Origin of the sequence: Brakhagea baltica, from assembly GCF_052161605.1 — a bacterium.
Lineage (GTDB): Bacteria > Planctomycetota > Planctomycetia > Pirellulales > Pirellulaceae > JBKCUI01.
Map to the genome: position 1 here is coordinate 4,654,293 of NZ_CP197409.1, position 14,530 is coordinate 4,668,822.

Annotated in this window: 20 protein-coding genes; 15 read left to right on the top strand and 5 right to left on the bottom strand. The window is 50.8% G+C overall.

The window, feature by feature from the left end:
• Positions 1-55 precede the first annotated feature (55 nt).
• Together SH449x_RS17830 and SH449x_RS17835 are read left to right on the top strand one after the other, a co-directional pair.
• Positions 56-349 carry a hypothetical protein gene (locus SH449x_RS17830; protein WP_482377428.1) on the top strand — a complete coding sequence of 98 codons (294 nt, stop codon included), beginning with the start codon at positions 56-58 and terminating at the stop codon, positions 347-349.
• Between the two features lie 114 nt (positions 350-463).
• Positions 464-1,228 carry a hypothetical protein gene (locus tag SH449x_RS17835; protein ID WP_482377429.1) on the top strand — a complete coding sequence of 255 codons (765 nt, stop codon included), beginning with the start codon at positions 464-466 and terminating at the stop codon, positions 1,226-1,228.
• A gap of 71 nt (positions 1,229-1,299) precedes the next feature.
• Here the strand turns inward: SH449x_RS17835 and SH449x_RS17840 are convergent, their stop codons facing one another.
• From SH449x_RS17840 to SH449x_RS17850, 3 genes are all read right to left on the bottom strand, one after another.
• A complete protein-coding gene (locus tag SH449x_RS17840) occupies positions 1,300-1,572 on the bottom strand; it encodes a hypothetical protein (protein ID WP_482377430.1) in 273 nt (90 codons plus the stop codon).
• 303 nt (positions 1,573-1,875) lie between these two features.
• Entirely contained in the window at positions 1,876-2,238 is a 363-nt protein-coding gene (locus SH449x_RS17845; protein ID WP_482377431.1) for a hypothetical protein, read from the bottom strand.
• Positions 2,235-2,471 carry a hypothetical protein gene (locus SH449x_RS17850; RefSeq protein WP_482377432.1) on the bottom strand — a complete coding sequence of 79 codons (237 nt, stop codon included), beginning with the start codon at positions 2,469-2,471 and terminating at the stop codon, positions 2,235-2,237. Before SH449x_RS17850 ends, SH449x_RS17845 begins: the two co-directional genes overlap by 4 nt.
• A gap of 185 nt (positions 2,472-2,656) precedes the next feature.
• Between SH449x_RS17850 and SH449x_RS17855 the strand changes: the two genes are divergently transcribed.
• The 13 genes from SH449x_RS17855 (at position 2,657) to SH449x_RS17915 (ending at position 9,554) form a co-directional block, all read left to right on the top strand.
• On the top strand, positions 2,657-3,142 hold the full coding sequence (locus tag SH449x_RS17855) for a type II toxin-antitoxin system VapC family toxin (RefSeq protein ID WP_482377433.1): 486 nt from the start codon (positions 2,657-2,659) through the stop codon (positions 3,140-3,142).
• The gene (locus tag SH449x_RS17860) at positions 3,132-3,347 is read left to right on the top strand and encodes a hypothetical protein (protein ID WP_482377434.1); all 216 of its coding nucleotides are present in this window, start codon (positions 3,132-3,134) and stop codon (positions 3,345-3,347) included. Before SH449x_RS17855 ends, SH449x_RS17860 begins: the two co-directional genes overlap by 11 nt.
• 308 nt (positions 3,348-3,655) lie before the next feature.
• Entirely contained in the window at positions 3,656-4,285 is a 630-nt protein-coding gene (locus SH449x_RS17865) for a hypothetical protein (protein ID WP_482377435.1), read from the top strand.
• A gap of 370 nt (positions 4,286-4,655) precedes the next feature.
• Complete coding sequence (locus SH449x_RS17870) at positions 4,656-5,273, top strand: NIF family HAD-type phosphatase (protein ID WP_482377436.1); 618 nt, start codon at positions 4,656-4,658, stop codon at positions 5,271-5,273.
• Between the two features lie 247 nt (positions 5,274-5,520).
• On the top strand, positions 5,521-5,967 hold the full coding sequence (locus SH449x_RS17875; RefSeq protein WP_482377437.1) for a hypothetical protein: 447 nt from the start codon (positions 5,521-5,523) through the stop codon (positions 5,965-5,967).
• 523 nt (positions 5,968-6,490) lie between these two features.
• A complete protein-coding gene (locus SH449x_RS17880) occupies positions 6,491-6,964 on the top strand; it encodes a type II toxin-antitoxin system VapC family toxin (RefSeq protein ID WP_482377438.1) in 474 nt (157 codons plus the stop codon).
• Between the two features lies 1 nt (position 6,965).
• Entirely contained in the window at positions 6,966-7,154 is a 189-nt protein-coding gene (locus tag SH449x_RS17885; RefSeq protein WP_482377439.1) for a hypothetical protein, read from the top strand.
• A 332-nt stretch (positions 7,155-7,486) separates the two neighbouring features.
• On the top strand, positions 7,487-7,972 hold the full coding sequence (locus tag SH449x_RS17890) for a type II toxin-antitoxin system VapC family toxin (protein ID WP_482377440.1): 486 nt from the start codon (positions 7,487-7,489) through the stop codon (positions 7,970-7,972).
• Positions 7,953-8,180: a hypothetical protein gene (locus SH449x_RS17895; protein WP_482377441.1), complete on the top strand. Its 228-nt coding sequence runs from the start codon at positions 7,953-7,955 to the stop codon at positions 8,178-8,180. The genes SH449x_RS17890 and SH449x_RS17895 overlap by 20 nt, the downstream gene beginning before the upstream one ends.
• Positions 8,181-8,274: 94 nt before the next feature.
• Positions 8,275-8,583 carry a PIN domain-containing protein gene (locus SH449x_RS17900; protein ID WP_482377442.1) on the top strand — a complete coding sequence of 103 codons (309 nt, stop codon included), beginning with the start codon at positions 8,275-8,277 and terminating at the stop codon, positions 8,581-8,583.
• Positions 8,580-8,810: a hypothetical protein gene (locus SH449x_RS17905; protein WP_482377443.1), complete on the top strand. Its 231-nt coding sequence runs from the start codon at positions 8,580-8,582 to the stop codon at positions 8,808-8,810. The genes SH449x_RS17900 and SH449x_RS17905 overlap by 4 nt, the downstream gene beginning before the upstream one ends.
• A gap of 35 nt (positions 8,811-8,845) precedes the next feature.
• Positions 8,846-9,319, top strand: coding sequence for a type II toxin-antitoxin system VapC family toxin (locus SH449x_RS17910; RefSeq protein ID WP_482377444.1), 474 nt, complete (start codon positions 8,846-8,848; stop codon positions 9,317-9,319).
• 1 nt (position 9,320) lies between these two features.
• Positions 9,321-9,554 carry a hypothetical protein gene (locus tag SH449x_RS17915; protein ID WP_482377445.1) on the top strand — a complete coding sequence of 78 codons (234 nt, stop codon included), beginning with the start codon at positions 9,321-9,323 and terminating at the stop codon, positions 9,552-9,554.
• A 269-nt stretch (positions 9,555-9,823) separates the two neighbouring features.
• Here SH449x_RS17915 and SH449x_RS17920 read toward each other — a convergent pair whose 3' ends face one another.
• Positions 9,824-13,969 carry a M56 family metallopeptidase gene (locus SH449x_RS17920; protein WP_482377446.1) on the bottom strand — a complete coding sequence of 1,382 codons (4,146 nt, stop codon included), beginning with the start codon at positions 13,967-13,969 and terminating at the stop codon, positions 9,824-9,826.
• 11 nt (positions 13,970-13,980) lie between these two features.
• A complete protein-coding gene (locus tag SH449x_RS17925) occupies positions 13,981-14,385 on the bottom strand; it encodes a BlaI/MecI/CopY family transcriptional regulator (RefSeq protein WP_482377447.1) in 405 nt (134 codons plus the stop codon).
• Between the last annotated feature and the right edge of the window lie 145 nt (positions 14,386-14,530).

The following is a 14,530-nucleotide window of genomic DNA, read 5'->3' on the forward strand; positions in this document are numbered from 1 at the left end:
TTACCACTCGCCGAGTGAACTGAGCAAGGACCGAACGGTATCGAACCCGTGGCCTATGCGAAAATCCATCGGTTCGGCGATAGGATACGGCGTTTGGGCGTTCGGAACGTTTCTCTTCACACTAATCGTTTTGTTCGATTATCTTATCGGGGCAAAACTACCCGGCGGTGTGATCTACGTTGTATTCGTTTTGGGGCCAATTCTCGCCGTCTGTGGTGCGGTCGCGACTAATCACAGAATCCCTGGAAAAATCTACTTGATCCTTGCTACGCTCTGTTTTCTACCGATCCAATTCATTATCATCGGAATAGTGCTACTTGCGACAACGGGGCTTGAAGGAATTCAATAACGCTCGGACTCGGCGAATACGCACGAACAAACCGTTGCACCCAAGCCCGCGATCGGGTGCTTTTGAAATGGAGACCTTCATCGCGCGGGCTGGGTGAACGGAGTCGTTCTGCCTATGAACCTGATGATGAATCGATGGACACTCTTGCTCACAGCGGTCGTCATGTTGGGCTGCAATCAATGGCCACCCCAATCGATGTACGCACCATCAAATGTTCCGGCTGATCGCGAAGAGATCGATCCATGGACTTCTGCTTTGCTGGACGTCGATGTTCCGACAGCAACCCGACTTCTTGGCGAGCGTCTGAAATCCGACGATCCTAAACTTTCGCCTCTCGTCAAACGGATGGCAGAATTTATACCGGTTCAGGTTGCTTTCGCTTCCGGGCGTGGGCATGTTAGATGCGTTCGACAGTACGTGGATGCTAAATCGAACAATCCTCAGTACGATGCAATCTACATCGCGCGGCCGCCTGCTAAGGAACTCGTAATGACACGCATCGAATTCTTTGACGATTCATTGCGAACAACGATGTCTGAGTTTCTAGAACGATTTGCGGGTTCGGGCGAAGAAATCGAGATGGCTGGACAATTCGCGTACGACCATTGGCCAACCGCCGAGGAATTCGGTTATGCTGAAGAAAGCTCGTTGGGAGACTGGAAAGAGGCTACGCTTCTATACCACGCAATGAATGGTGACGCCGTCTTCATCAAACCAAATGGCGCGACGGCTTGGCGGGTACTAGAAACTGACGAGACCATTCCACTCGCAACGACATTTACGGAGTTTATCGAACTGTATGCGGACTTCCGTGGTACGCACGAAGTCTTTGATTCTTGGGCCTATCGAGAATTCAAAGAAGGCAGAACCAAGCGGTGAACCCAAGTCGCCGATAGTGTCGTCACTTACATCAACATCAAACGCGGCGACTGGGTTACCGCCACCGTTCGTCAGACTTCCAGATACGGTTCCAGAAGCTCTCGCCACCTTCGATTGCAGTGTGCAATCGCTGTTTCGCGAGTGTCGCAATCGTGCCAATGGTATGACTTGTCGCCATCACTCCACGTTGCCCACCTCCATGTTTTGCCGTCAGCCTTCGGTCCAACGAGGAACACAAAACCAAGAGCCTCTGCCCTTTGAATCTGGTGGCTGTTCCCTGTAAACGAAAGCTGACGAACAATATCATGCACGCAAGTTGCGGGCATGCCGTTTTCTGATGTCATAGTTTTTCTCCCGCAACCGCGTGATGATTAGCGTTAGCTAGGAAGTAACGCGACCAGCAGAAAAGTGTGTCGCTTGCACTCCTGCCCCTACTGAATGTTGAAGTCCCCTGTGGTACGATAGTCCGATGTCAGAGACTGTGTCTGACTGAGGATGACACGTCAGCAGTGCGGACGACGGTACTCGACCTCCGGGCAAGAACGCGTGTTCCGCTAACCAGCGGATGCATTCAACGTCTCGATTCCGGGGGCTTGGGCGGTCCACGATCCCCACTCGACGTGAATGATCCTTTTTCGTTCGTCCAGTCAAGTTAGCTCCACTGTTTTCGATTGATAGCTAATTGCCAGGTTGCGTTTTGCCAGTAGGCCAGTTCCCACTAGCGGAAACCGCCCCTCGTTCTCAATGACTTGGACCGGCACCTTCTCGCCGAACCATTCAATGACACAAAAATAGGAATCGAGTGAGACTTTCGATCCATCTGCGAGGATTGCCTCCGTTTCAACTAATGCCTCAAGCTTGAGGCTGTTGATTAGCTCTCGGGAGAAAACTAGATGTCCGTCGAATGCCGTGTCGATCCATGCTACAACATCGGTCAACTCGCCTCGAAGCTTACTGGCGACTCGAATTGGGATTAGCGCTCGATCGCGATCGTCTACAAAGCCCTTCACGAAGTAAAACCTCCAATGTGGAACGCCGCTTCATGGCCAACTCTAATCACGAACGACTTTCGATGTGGGTATGCCTCCTTGGCTGCCAATGCGACTTCCAGGAAGGTCTTTCCCACAAAGTAACGACGTGAACTTGGCTCGATTGCTACAAAGTCATCCTTGTGCTCTCGTTCCAAACGAAAACGCAAATCTTCTTCGTAAACCTGCTTGGCGGCTTCTGCTACTGACATCATTGATCCTCCGGAACGCACTTTTGATGGGATCGCTATTGTACCCTTCCACCTTCTAGCCGAGAATAACAGAAAAGCTGGACGAACAACGCCATGCACGCCGAGCACGCGATCGGCCGTTTTTGACTTGGTGGCTTTACTCGCGCGTGCCGGGTGAATGCCGTCGCTCGTTGCGGTAGAATACTGGCATGGATACCGTATACATAGAAACCTCGATTGTTAGTCACGCGACTGCTTGGCCGAGCAAAAATCCCGCAATCGCGGCCTTGCAGGATCAGGCAAAGCAATGGCTCGAATTCGAGGCTCCGAAATTCCGCCTGGTTACGTCTCAGTTCGTGATCGACGAAGCGTCGCGTGGTGATCCTGACGCTGCCAAGCGTCGGCTGGCCGCCCTGGAAAACGTCGGGCTTCTACTACCCGACCCGGAAGTGGAATCACTCGCAGATAAAATCGTAACCGGCTGCATGATGCCTCAGAAAGCTCGGGTGGACGCTTTGCATGTTGCCTCTGCCGTGCTTGCAGGGGTAGAATACCTATTGACGCAAAATTGTCGCCATATCGCGAACGCAACCGAGCTTCCTCGACTCTATCGTTTACTGGAAGATCTGCAACTGCCGCGGATTTTGGTCTGCACACCAATTCAGTTTTTGGGAGACCCTGATAATGACATCTAATCCAATTTTGGACGAGATTCACGCTACACGCGAAAAGCTGCTGGCCGAACACGGTGGTGATCTGCATGCATATGTTGAGGCGGCCCGGAAACGTGCCCTTGAATCGGGGCGTCCTATCTACCAACCGAAGCAACGAACAAAGCATTGCATCGAAGTCGCCGATCAGCCCCTTCCTGATGGTGGCTCTACCCCGGCGACTCGATGAATGCAACCGTTAGCTAAGAAGGAATGCGACGAGCGTCATGGCTCTGGAATGCCTCCCGCTTGCCGGGTGGATTGTTACGTTTCTCGCTACATAACCGCTCAGCCCCCGCCCCCCCACTTTGCTCGGCGGCCTTGCCGCCGAGCAAAGTGGGGGGGGGCAGGTGGTGCCAGCGTATTAGCGAGAAACATGAAACTCCACTGGTCAAGCCAGTGGTATCTAAAGTCGGTCGCTTGCACTCCTGTTCCTGCTGAATGTTGACATCCCCTGTGGTACGATAGAGCGATGTCAGAGACAGTCTCTGACTGAGGATGACACGTCAGCAGTGCGGACGACGGTACTCGATCCTCCGGGCAAGAACGCGTGTTCCGCTAACCAGCGGATGCATTCAACGTCTCGATTCCGGGGTCTTGGGCGGTCCACGATACCCGCTCGACGTGAATGATCCTTATTCGTTCGCCTCTAACCTCGTGGTGCCCATGAATCCTTACGAAGCACCATCAACGCCACTTTTGACGACAGTTCCCCCAACGCGACCGATCGGTGCAATCTTGGTCGCTCTCGTGCTGGTAGTGGCCGCAGTTGTCGGTATTACTTCAACGCACATTCCTTCCGTTCGGGCTGTCACGATGCCGCGGTTCGGCTGGGGCGGTTTGATTTCGTGCCTCAATCCATTGATTTTCCTCCTGACATGGTTATGCCAACCAAAATGGACAACATTGCTTGGGGCCGCATTCATGTCATTCACAATGGGAGTGATCAATGCTGTAGAACTCAGTTCCGTGACGACCGTGTCGACCGTAGTTAATGAGTATCATGATCGTTTGCATTCATCATGGCTCTGGTCCGTCTTGCCATTTTTCTTAATCGGCATTTATCTATCATGGATTTCCATATCGACGCTGTGGAATTCTGGTGTAGCGATCAAGGGCGAACAATAAGATGCAGCCGAGTTGGCGTCGGCGGTTCCTCACATGGCAAGTCAACCGCGCCAACCGGCTGATCTTTGTCGTTAGCTAAGAAGGAATGCGACGAGCGTCATGGCTCTGGAATGCCTCCCGCTTGCCGGGTGGATTGTTACGTTTCTCGCTACATAACCGCTCAGCCCCCGCCCCCCCACTTTGCTCGGCGGCCTTGCCGCCGAGCAAAGAGGGGGGGGGCAGGTGGTGCCAGCGTATTAGCGAGAAACATGAAACTCCACTGGTCAAGCCAGTGGTATCTAAAGTCGGTCGCTTGCACTCCTGCCCCTGCTGAATGTTGAAGGCCCGTGTGGTACGATAGAGCGATGTCAGAGACTGTCTCTGACTGAGGATGAAGCGTCAGCAGTGCGGACGACGGTACTCGATCCTCCGGGCAAGAACGCGAGTTCCGCTAACCAGCGGATGCATTCAACGTCTCGATTCCGGGGTCTTGGGCGGTCCACGATCCCCGCTCGACGTGAATGATCCTTTTTCGTTATCGGGCAAACACAGCGAACCATCATGGCACATCAATTGTCATTGCGACATGGAGAATCACACTTCGAAACCACTTCTGATTCTTGATCTCGACGAGACGCTGATTTTTGGCTCGGAGCGCCCGCTTCAGCGAGACGCTGATTTTCGGGTTGGGCCGTTCTATCTTTACAAGAGACCATTTCTCGATCAATTTCTCGCATCTGCGTCGAAGCTGTACGATGTTGCAATCTGGTCGTCTGCGTCGGAGGACTATGTTGATGGAATTGGTCGGTATCTTTTGCCTATCGTTGGCGAATGGAAGTTTGTATGGTCGCGAGGGCGATGTATTCAACGACTGAATCCCGAGATATTTGAGACCGACTTCATTAAGGACCTGCGGAAGGTTCGCCGGATTGGCTTCGATCTGGATCGCACTCTAATTGTTGATGACACATCTAGAAAGGTTTGCCGCAACTATGGGAACGCCATTTAGGTGTCTCCGTTTGAGGGCTCAATAGACGACACCGAACTGATCGTCCTCGAGTGTTTTCTACATTCATTGCACTCGTCTCCAAATTTCCGTATAGTAGAAAAACGCGGTTGGCGATCGCGCCATCGAGGCAACTCCGGAACTGAAGCCCGATAACCATCCGATGCAATGGAGTCCGCGAGCTAGCGTTTTTGAAGTGGAAAATCAAACCCGCGGACCCGCTGATCGGAACCGTTCTGGCAATGAGACTATGGATCGAAACGAGTTCTTAAGTCGATTCGCTGATCTCGCTGACGATCAGCTGCATACGCTACGCAGGTCTGCCAGGCTTGACGAGTGGCCTAAGGACCAATCCTTTTATGTTGAAATCAGCAAGTTGTTTTTCGTTGATGACCCTTTCGACATTGATGAACGGCAACGATTCGTTCAAATCCTACGAGAGATGATCTACACTGACGGACGGACCCTTGCCGCATTGCTGTGGATCGCAGACAGAGCTTTATCAGAGCCCCGACTCTACGGAGGAAACGGTTTGAATTCGCTTGCAGGGATTTGGTGCTTTCTGCAATGGGCCGAACTCAACGAAGACGGGAAAGAAAATCTGCGTGGATGGATGACTCGCTTCCTAGAAGAGAAAGAGTATCTGGCATACAATGCCAAACAGTGTCTTGAGTTGCTTGATTCCGCTGAGAATTAAGAGAGAATTGCCAGAACATAAATAGGCTTAGATGTTGCATCGGATAGTCGGGGGTGGACATACCTCGAGCCTGATAGTTTCTCTTTGCTTCTTTGCGAGCCAGTAGCTAGCCAACATTTAAGTCCGTGTTCACGAAACCCCGCGGCAGGATCGGTGAATCGGGGGACGTACTCCTAAGGGGGGGCTGACCTTCGCTCGTTTAAGCAACTCTGGTGCGGCGAGGCGTGGCAGGAATCGGGATGGCAAAATGATGTGAGGCAAAATGATGACAGGGGCGGTAAATGTGCAGGATGACACTCCTAACATCGGTTTGGTCGACCCGTCCCAAAACACGAGCAGGTCTATCATTCTGCTTGACTCGTCGTGACGGCAAGAAGGAAAAGGATCCGCAGGCAGGTTGCGGACCGTGCCCAGTCAAGCGATAATTGAACGAGACGCGGAGCAAAGCCATACGGTTCGGGCGCACAATCTATCCCACCGCTCCGCTAGGAATAGATTGCGTTTCGCTCGAATATAAAGGACCATGAATAAACCGACTGTATACATCGAAACTACGATAATCGGCCACATCGCGGCATGGGACCAGACAGACGTGCTCGTGTATGCTAGACAGATCCAGTCGCGTAGGTGGTGGGCAACTCGAAACCGCTTTGACCTGTCTGTCTCGCAGGTGGTGCTCGACGAATGTGCCGCAGGAGACTCGAATGCTGCTTCAGAACGACTCGCACTCATCGCAGGTATTCGTGTACTCACAGTTTCATGCGACGTGCAATCGCTAGCCGACGAATTGATTGCTCGCCATGGAATCCCGGAAACAGAACCACGCGATGCTCTTCATATTTCCCTCGCCGCGGTAAATGGATTACAATATCTCATGACGCTGAATTTCACCCATATCGGAAACGCTGAAACCAGACTGCTAATCGAGCAAATATGTAAGGATAATGGGTATACGCCGCCTTTGATCTGCTCGCCAGACGAACTATTGGGGATTTGACATGACCAACGATACCATAAATGACGAGATCCTGCGCATCAAACGCGAACTTGCATCGAAATTTGATAACGACCTGGCAAGAATTGTCGAAGACATAAGATCACGAGAGACGAATACCGTATCCCTGCCTAGGAGGCCATGGAAGCCCGAACAATCGGATGCACCAAAGTCCGCATCGACCCAGCCTTGATTTTAGTGACGTTTTCCTCGCGGACTCGGCGAAGTGTTGTCTTTTGGGACAACGGACAAACCCGCCGTTTACGCTTACCTTCGCAGGCTTCCTCTCCACGGTTTGTAGCCTCCCCGCAGTTGCCTTCGTCTAGTACTTAGATTGTTTGGTACCATTTGGTATACTGTCCTCCAAGCAATTCCCATTTTCGTACAGGGGACTTGCACCCCATTAGTTCACGCCCGTGCCGGGCGTACGATGCATTCAACGTCTCGATCCCGGGGTGTTGGGCGGTCCACGCCCCTCGCTCGACGTGAATGATCCTTTTACGTTCGTCGTGCTAGGATGTAGTGATGGACACTGTTTATATTGAAACATCAATCGTCAGCTACTTGCGGCAGAAGCCAAGCTCGCAAGTGGTTGCCGCAGCGCGGCAAATCCTCACGCATCAGTGGTGGAATGATCATCGACTCAACTACGAGTTGGTTGCGTCGCAGTACGTTATTGACGAAGCATCTGCTGGAGACGTTTTGCTCGCCAAAGAGCGACTCGAATCGCTCGACGGTATTCCATTGCTTCCGATCACCCCAGAGGTTCCCAAGATAGCTCAACGCATCATGGCCTTAGGGGTACTGCCCCCAAAATCTCAAGTGGACGCACTTCACATTTCCCTTGCCGCGCATCATAGGATACAATACCTGTTGACATGGAATTGCAAGCACATTGCGAACGCGAAAATCCTACCAAGAATTCATGGCATTCTGACGGATATGGGGATACCAATTCCGATCATTTGCACCCCCGAGGAGATGCTAGGAGATGAAATCGACGAAAGCTGATAATACGATCGATGAAATCCATGAAATACGGTTCGAGATTTCGGATCGGTTTGGAGGTGACGTATTTGCCATCGCTCAGGATGCGGCTCGCCGACAATCGGCTTCGAATCGACCTTTGTGGCATCCGAAGACCACGAACCAACCGTTGCAGCCAAGCGGCGGGTCAGGCGTTTCTGAATTGGACACTTCTTCTCCCGCCGCTGGCTGAACGGTGGCGTTCGTCCAAATAGATAAGCATGTCCATTTACTACATTGAGACGACAATTCTGAGTTTTTATCATTAGGTCCGATCTGAACCTTCGATGGTCGCACGACGGGACTGGACGCGTAGATGGTTCGACGTTGCTGTTACCTCAGATAGGATTGTATCTAGTGTTGCTGTGTTGGATGAATTGCGCCGCGGTGACTTTCCTGGCCGCGACGATTGCTTGGCAATGCTGGACACGATTGAGATGTTGGATTTGGATGATCCTGTTTTTGAAATCGTCGAGGCCTATTTGGCAAACGCGAACAAATTTGGGCAAATTCGACGGATCAATGGTATACTTGGGCTGTACACTCCAGAACTCGTTACTCCAATGGAATTGGTCGGGGGAAATGTAGCACCATGACAACACCGCCAATAGTAGAAGAAGTTCGAAGGGTGCGGCACGAAATCTCGGCCGAAATCGGGCATGATCCGAAACGCCTAAGGGAACACTACGCGACAATTCAGAATTCGGTGCGTTCGCGGACGATCAACCTCGCAGATCAGGGACCGTATGGACGAACAAAGCATTGCATCGAAGTCGCCGATCAACCACTCCCTGAGGGTGGTTCCTCTGCGGCGACGCGATGATCGCCAGCGTTACGGCAGAAAGATGATGGAATTGAATGAAACGATCTGCCTATCTTGAGACAACCATCATTGGTTACTTAGCAATGCGGAACAGCCGAGATGTTCGTGTGGCGGCAAACCAATTGTCGACGCGTGAGTGGTGGGATGACCATCGACCAGATTTCGACATATTTGTTTCTCAATTCGTACTTGACGAATGTGATCAGGGGGAGCCAACTGCAGCAGACGAGAGGCGGATTTACTTGAAAAACATCCCCGTACTCGACATGAATCAAGCGGTCGAGCAACTCGCGGAAGCTATTGCGATGGAGCTTCAGATACCGCCCAAGGCCCGTATCGACGCATTTCACATTTCCATGGCAGCGGTTCATGGGGTACAATTTCTGTTGACGTGGAACTGCAAGCATATCGCAAATCCCGAACATCGTCCAAGAATCGAGCGGGCTTGTCGAGATCGAGGAATTGAAGTGCCATTGATTTGCACCCCGTTTGACATGCTGGAGATCTAAAATGACCGACCCAATTATTGACGAAGTTCGATCGACACGAGAACGGCTTGCGATGGCTTCTGGTGGAGATATTCATTCAATCGCTGAAGCGGCACGAAAGCGACAAGAGGCTTCAGGAACGAAGACCATTTCACGACCAACGCGCAAGGCAGAAATCAGCCGTAACAATCCGATGCACCCAAGCGGCGGTTCGGCCGTTTCCGGCAAGGATACCTCTACCCCCTCCGCTGGGTGATCGGTGGCGTTCGTTCGTGCTAACGATATTTCGTTCTTAAGGAACGAAGAGGTTTGCAGAATCGGATTGGCGAAGAAGTCAAAAAACATACATGGGAAGAAGCTTGGTCAAATGGTGAAAATCTTAATGGGGAGAATTGGGCGAAAGGCCGAACACGCCATTTCTAGTCGGAGGTGCAAGCCGACGCCAGTAAAAATGCTGTATCCCCAGGTGACCTGGCACCGTAATCGGAGCGTAACGGCGGCATTTCCTCATCGCGATTTTATTAATTATTGCTGATTGGCGGCAGCCGCTACCAACTGGGCAATTTCGGCATCGGTCATTCTCTGTCGTGTCGCTTTTAGCATGTTCGCAAAATGTTTCTGACCGCTTGCTTCCCTAGGGAAGCCAATGTTGTCGCCGGATTCAGGCTCATTTGAAGTCGAAAGGACGTTGCCGGAGGAATCGAGAATGGCGAACCAAGGAATCCCGCCCGAAGCTCCGTCTCGCAGCTTTGCCATGATCTCGCGAGCTCCCGTCCAACGATGATCCATCTTGACCCAGATGTAGTCCTGTTCCCATTGCTTGTTCGCCATCAGAAGCCGTGACAACTGGTGGCAAGGCCCGCACCAAGTCGCCGTCTCTTGAACGAGAATTCGTTTGTTTTCAGCAGCAGCCTTCTTTAGTGCTTCGTCCAGCAAAGTTTGGGCATCGAGAGGTTGCGTTCGATGTTGATCCAGTAACACGAACAACGCATCTTTCGAGAACTCCTCACCGTCACAGAGCTGCTTTATGCCGGCACTCGCTATCAACTCTGCTGACTTGTTGAATACTAGAAGGTGGAAAGCTTCGCGTCCGTCGACCAAATTGAGATTTGATTGCTCTGCCAACTCTTGGGCGGCAAGCAGTCGGTCGCCATCGGTTGGAACCGCCATGATGCGAAAATCGTCGGAGTAAGGTCTAAACGAATCATCTTCATAGCGGACTTGCATCATCCGATGCACTCGTGGATCATCCGGTTTACCGAAAAGGATAATCAGGTTTTGATTCACCAACTCAATTTGCTTAACCGCCCTTTCAAATCGTTCCGACGGCGTGCCATTGACATTGAAGGCTTCCTGGATTTGCTCTTCCAGAGTAGGCGGGACATAAGGCTTTGGTGTCGTTGGAATATTCCGATCGCCTAGGTCCACAATTTGACCTGTTTGTACCATCACTTTTGCAACGTTAACAACACGACCACCAGGATAGTCAGCCAATACGCACTGATACTCCCAACCGGGGACTAGATCGGTCATACTGAAATAGCCATCTTCATCGGTAGTGATCAACTTGCCAAATCGATTGGATGACATTCGATGTTGATCTGTTATGAGAACACCATAGTGTAATTTGACGAGCGATGCTGGTTCGCTGCCATCCTCGGTCAATAATCGCCCTTTTGCTGAACCTAAGCGAGTTAGTCGAAGTTCGACCGACTCGTCATTTGCAGAAATATCTTGGATAGCTCCCATCGTCCGCTCCGCATTGATTGCATGAATGGTCGTTGCTTCCAAAGTTTTGAGTACCTTGAAGGAACCGTCATCGTCGGTAACAGCTTTCCATTCCTCATACTTCATGAAGTTTCGTGCAATGCCATTGACCATAACATCCGCCAGCGGTTCATCGGTTTCATTTGATACGACACGCCCCACGAGCTCATGCTTCTCCATCCCTTCTACATAAAGATTCGTTTGTTTTTCTGGTTCACCTTTGATCACAATTGTTTCCGCTTGCATTCCCTGAATAAAGAGTTTGTACTCACCGTCGCCAACGAAAAATTCGAACTTGCCATCTTGTTGGGTCATCTGATTTGACTGATTGATGGGAGCGACCCATAGGTTGGAGCCCTCTGGATTGGGAAGAATGTCCTTGCCGAGGCTATTTAAATCAATTCCGTACTCAGAGAAGTAGACGAGCTGATTAGCAAGCGGTTGATTGGTGGTCTTGCTCAGAACTTGACCGTAAACCCGCGTGGCCGGACGTAGCTGAAAATCATGCTCGTCTACGGTCTGATTTGGCAGGACCGCAAAACTCGATTGAGATGGTGCAGACCATTTATTGTCGCGGATGGCTAACAAGTAAATTTGATTAGGCGAAACTAGAATTTCATAACAACCATTTTCATCGGTTGGTACGCTAGAATAAAAGTTATCGTATGAATACCCGGCGCCGACGGAAAGCACCGATATGCCCGCAGCAGGTGATCCGTCCGGAAAGCTCACTTTTCCTCGAAGTGGAATTGAACGATTGAGCATGATGTTGAGGTTGCCTTGTTGAACGATGGGGTCGTATTCCCCTCGCGCTCGTTCGTAACCTTTAGCACTTGGCCAAACGGTTATCTGTTGCGTTTGCCAACTTGGAAGCCAATCAAAGGAGGCTTCTCCGTTGGAATCGGTTTTCGTTGTGAAGTAGTCGTTAAAGTAGCTCAAATTCAACTGTTCAGTTTCCGTCTCCTTTTGTAGTAGCCATAGATGTAGTGGGACATCTCTAAGAATCGTGCCAGCATCATCAGTCACCTTGACCTTGAGAGAAGTAGCGCCGTCCAGTCTGAGTGTTAACGTACGATCGAATGGAAACTCGGGAGCTTTGGCGTTTAGATCCGCGTCGCGACCGCGGCCAAGCTCATAAGATCGATAGTCCAAGCCTTTAAAGTCTTTCCACCCTACTACGCTGAGAATTCGTTCGGAAATGGGCAATTTGATATTCGCTTGCCCCGCAGAATCAGTCTGAAAGGGCCCCATTGTGTTCGGATAGCTCAACTGCAACGCAACATTCGCCGATTCGATGGGCAGCCCGGCATCATCGACCACTTGAATCGACGCAACCCTGATAGGTTCGACGCGAATCTCCATGTCTTTTACAGAGGAAGAGTTTTCATTTTCATCACGGGCGTATTGCTGAAACCGATAGAAGCCCATCTTCTCGCCATCTGATGCTTCCGCCCATAGCTTTACATCAGATTTCAGTTCGGGCCCAAGATGGAAATCCAATTGGAAGCTGCCATCATCATTGGTCGCCACAGACATGTCGATCTCGAGGTATTCGAACTGCACATAAACAGTAGCGTTCGAGACAGCAGTGTTATCGGTGTCAATCACACGACCGGAGAATTGGATCAGTGGCAAATCTGGTTTGCCCCGCTTTTTGATTGTTTGTTGCTTAGGATCGCTCTTGTTGTCTCGATAGAACAGCGGTGTAGATTCTTCGGTAGTATTGGCCGACTGAGTTGCTGGAATTTGGGCGAATAAGAGACCGGTGATCAATAATGCTGAAATCGCAGTTAATCCGACGGCAAAACCTCTGGTTATTCGCAGGTCCGCCCGGGAGTTGCTTGCATCTAAAATCCGACGGATGCGACTCTCCAACTCACCCATTGGGGATAGACCGATCCCTAATGAACTGACAAGCACCGGATTCTTCGCAGTTTGTTCGGCTATCTGAAGTATCGAGCGAGCATACTCAACCGGCCGATCGGTCATCGACATCACGACATCATCGCAGATCATCTCACGTAATATGCTCAGTCGCCGCGAAGCCCAGTACAACAGCGGATTCCACCAGTACAGAATGGAAGAAGCCGCTTGCAAAAAGACAACCTGATGGTCGTTTCGCTGAATATGTGTCAACTCATGAGCCAGGACGCTGTGAAGTTGGTCAGAGGTAAGACTGAATGAAATATCCGAGGGTAAAACAATGGTGGGGATTCTCCAGGTGACGACAATCGGAGTTGTCAAAGAATCCGACTCAAGGAAATCGATTGCTCCATCGAGTTTCAAATCTTGTTTGATCTGACCCAGCATTTGTCGCTGCTGGGCTCCTTCGATCGGTCGGCAAGAACGTAAAAACCGTCTGCATAGAAATAGCCTCCACATTTGCCTGATAAGCAACACGACCGTTCCGGCTGCCCAAATGGAAATCAAAATCGCTCCTATCGACGGATACCAAGCGATGCGAGTCGCCTTTGTTAATTCAGGCTGCTGTGCGATAATTGATGTAACGGGTGCATATTCTTGCTTTGCCTGTCTTAGATGCTCACTATCGTTGATTGCTAGGTGGCTCTCTGAGGGAACTTGCCCGATGTTAGGCTGTGACCGCCATTCGTCTTTCGGGGTGTTACTCGCAACATCTACCTGTTGCGGCGTCGTTGGCGCTGGGTCGCTTGTACTTACGGAAAATGGGTGCAATTCCGACGGAAGCTTGCCCAGTGAAAAATGCATGCCAACCCCCACCGCGATCGGGCATAACAAACACCCAATGAGGCTTGCCAGCAGGATTGATGTTCGTTTTGGAAGCGAACGAAAGAGGTAGGACAGACCTAATCCAACGCTAATGCAGATCGTGGTAGCTACCGCGATATTCAGCGCGAACAACTGCGTCGATTGTGAAACGAACATGGACGATACCTTTAACGACCTTTCTTCTTCGAATCGGTTTGATTAGGCATATCGAGCAACGCTTTCAGTCGTTGCAATTCCGATTTAGAGATCTGTTTGGTGCCTAACAGGCTAAGCACAAAACTGGAGGGAGAACCATTAAAGAAGTCTCCAACAAATTCTTTCGCCAACTGGCCTTCGGTCTCTTTCCGATCGACAGCGGCAGTATAGTGAAACACACCGTCGACTTTCTCTCGAATCAACCAGCCTCGTTTCTCGAGCCGATCAACCAAGTTCAAGACAGTCGTTCGACTGACTTCACGATCTTTGCAAATTTGTTCCCAGATTTCTGCGACCGGAAGCCCATCATCAGCACTCCACAGTAACTGCATGATCTCAAATTGGGCGGGCGTTAACGAACCTTCGGGATTTGACATCCACAGATCTCGACTTTCGAATGAATACGACCATTTGGAAAAACGGAAAGCGAACGACAGGCGTCGTCAATGTGGAGTTTCTAACAGAGACGACATGTGTCGTCAACGAATTTTGAGGAATTTTCTGCAAATTGATGTCCGAGTA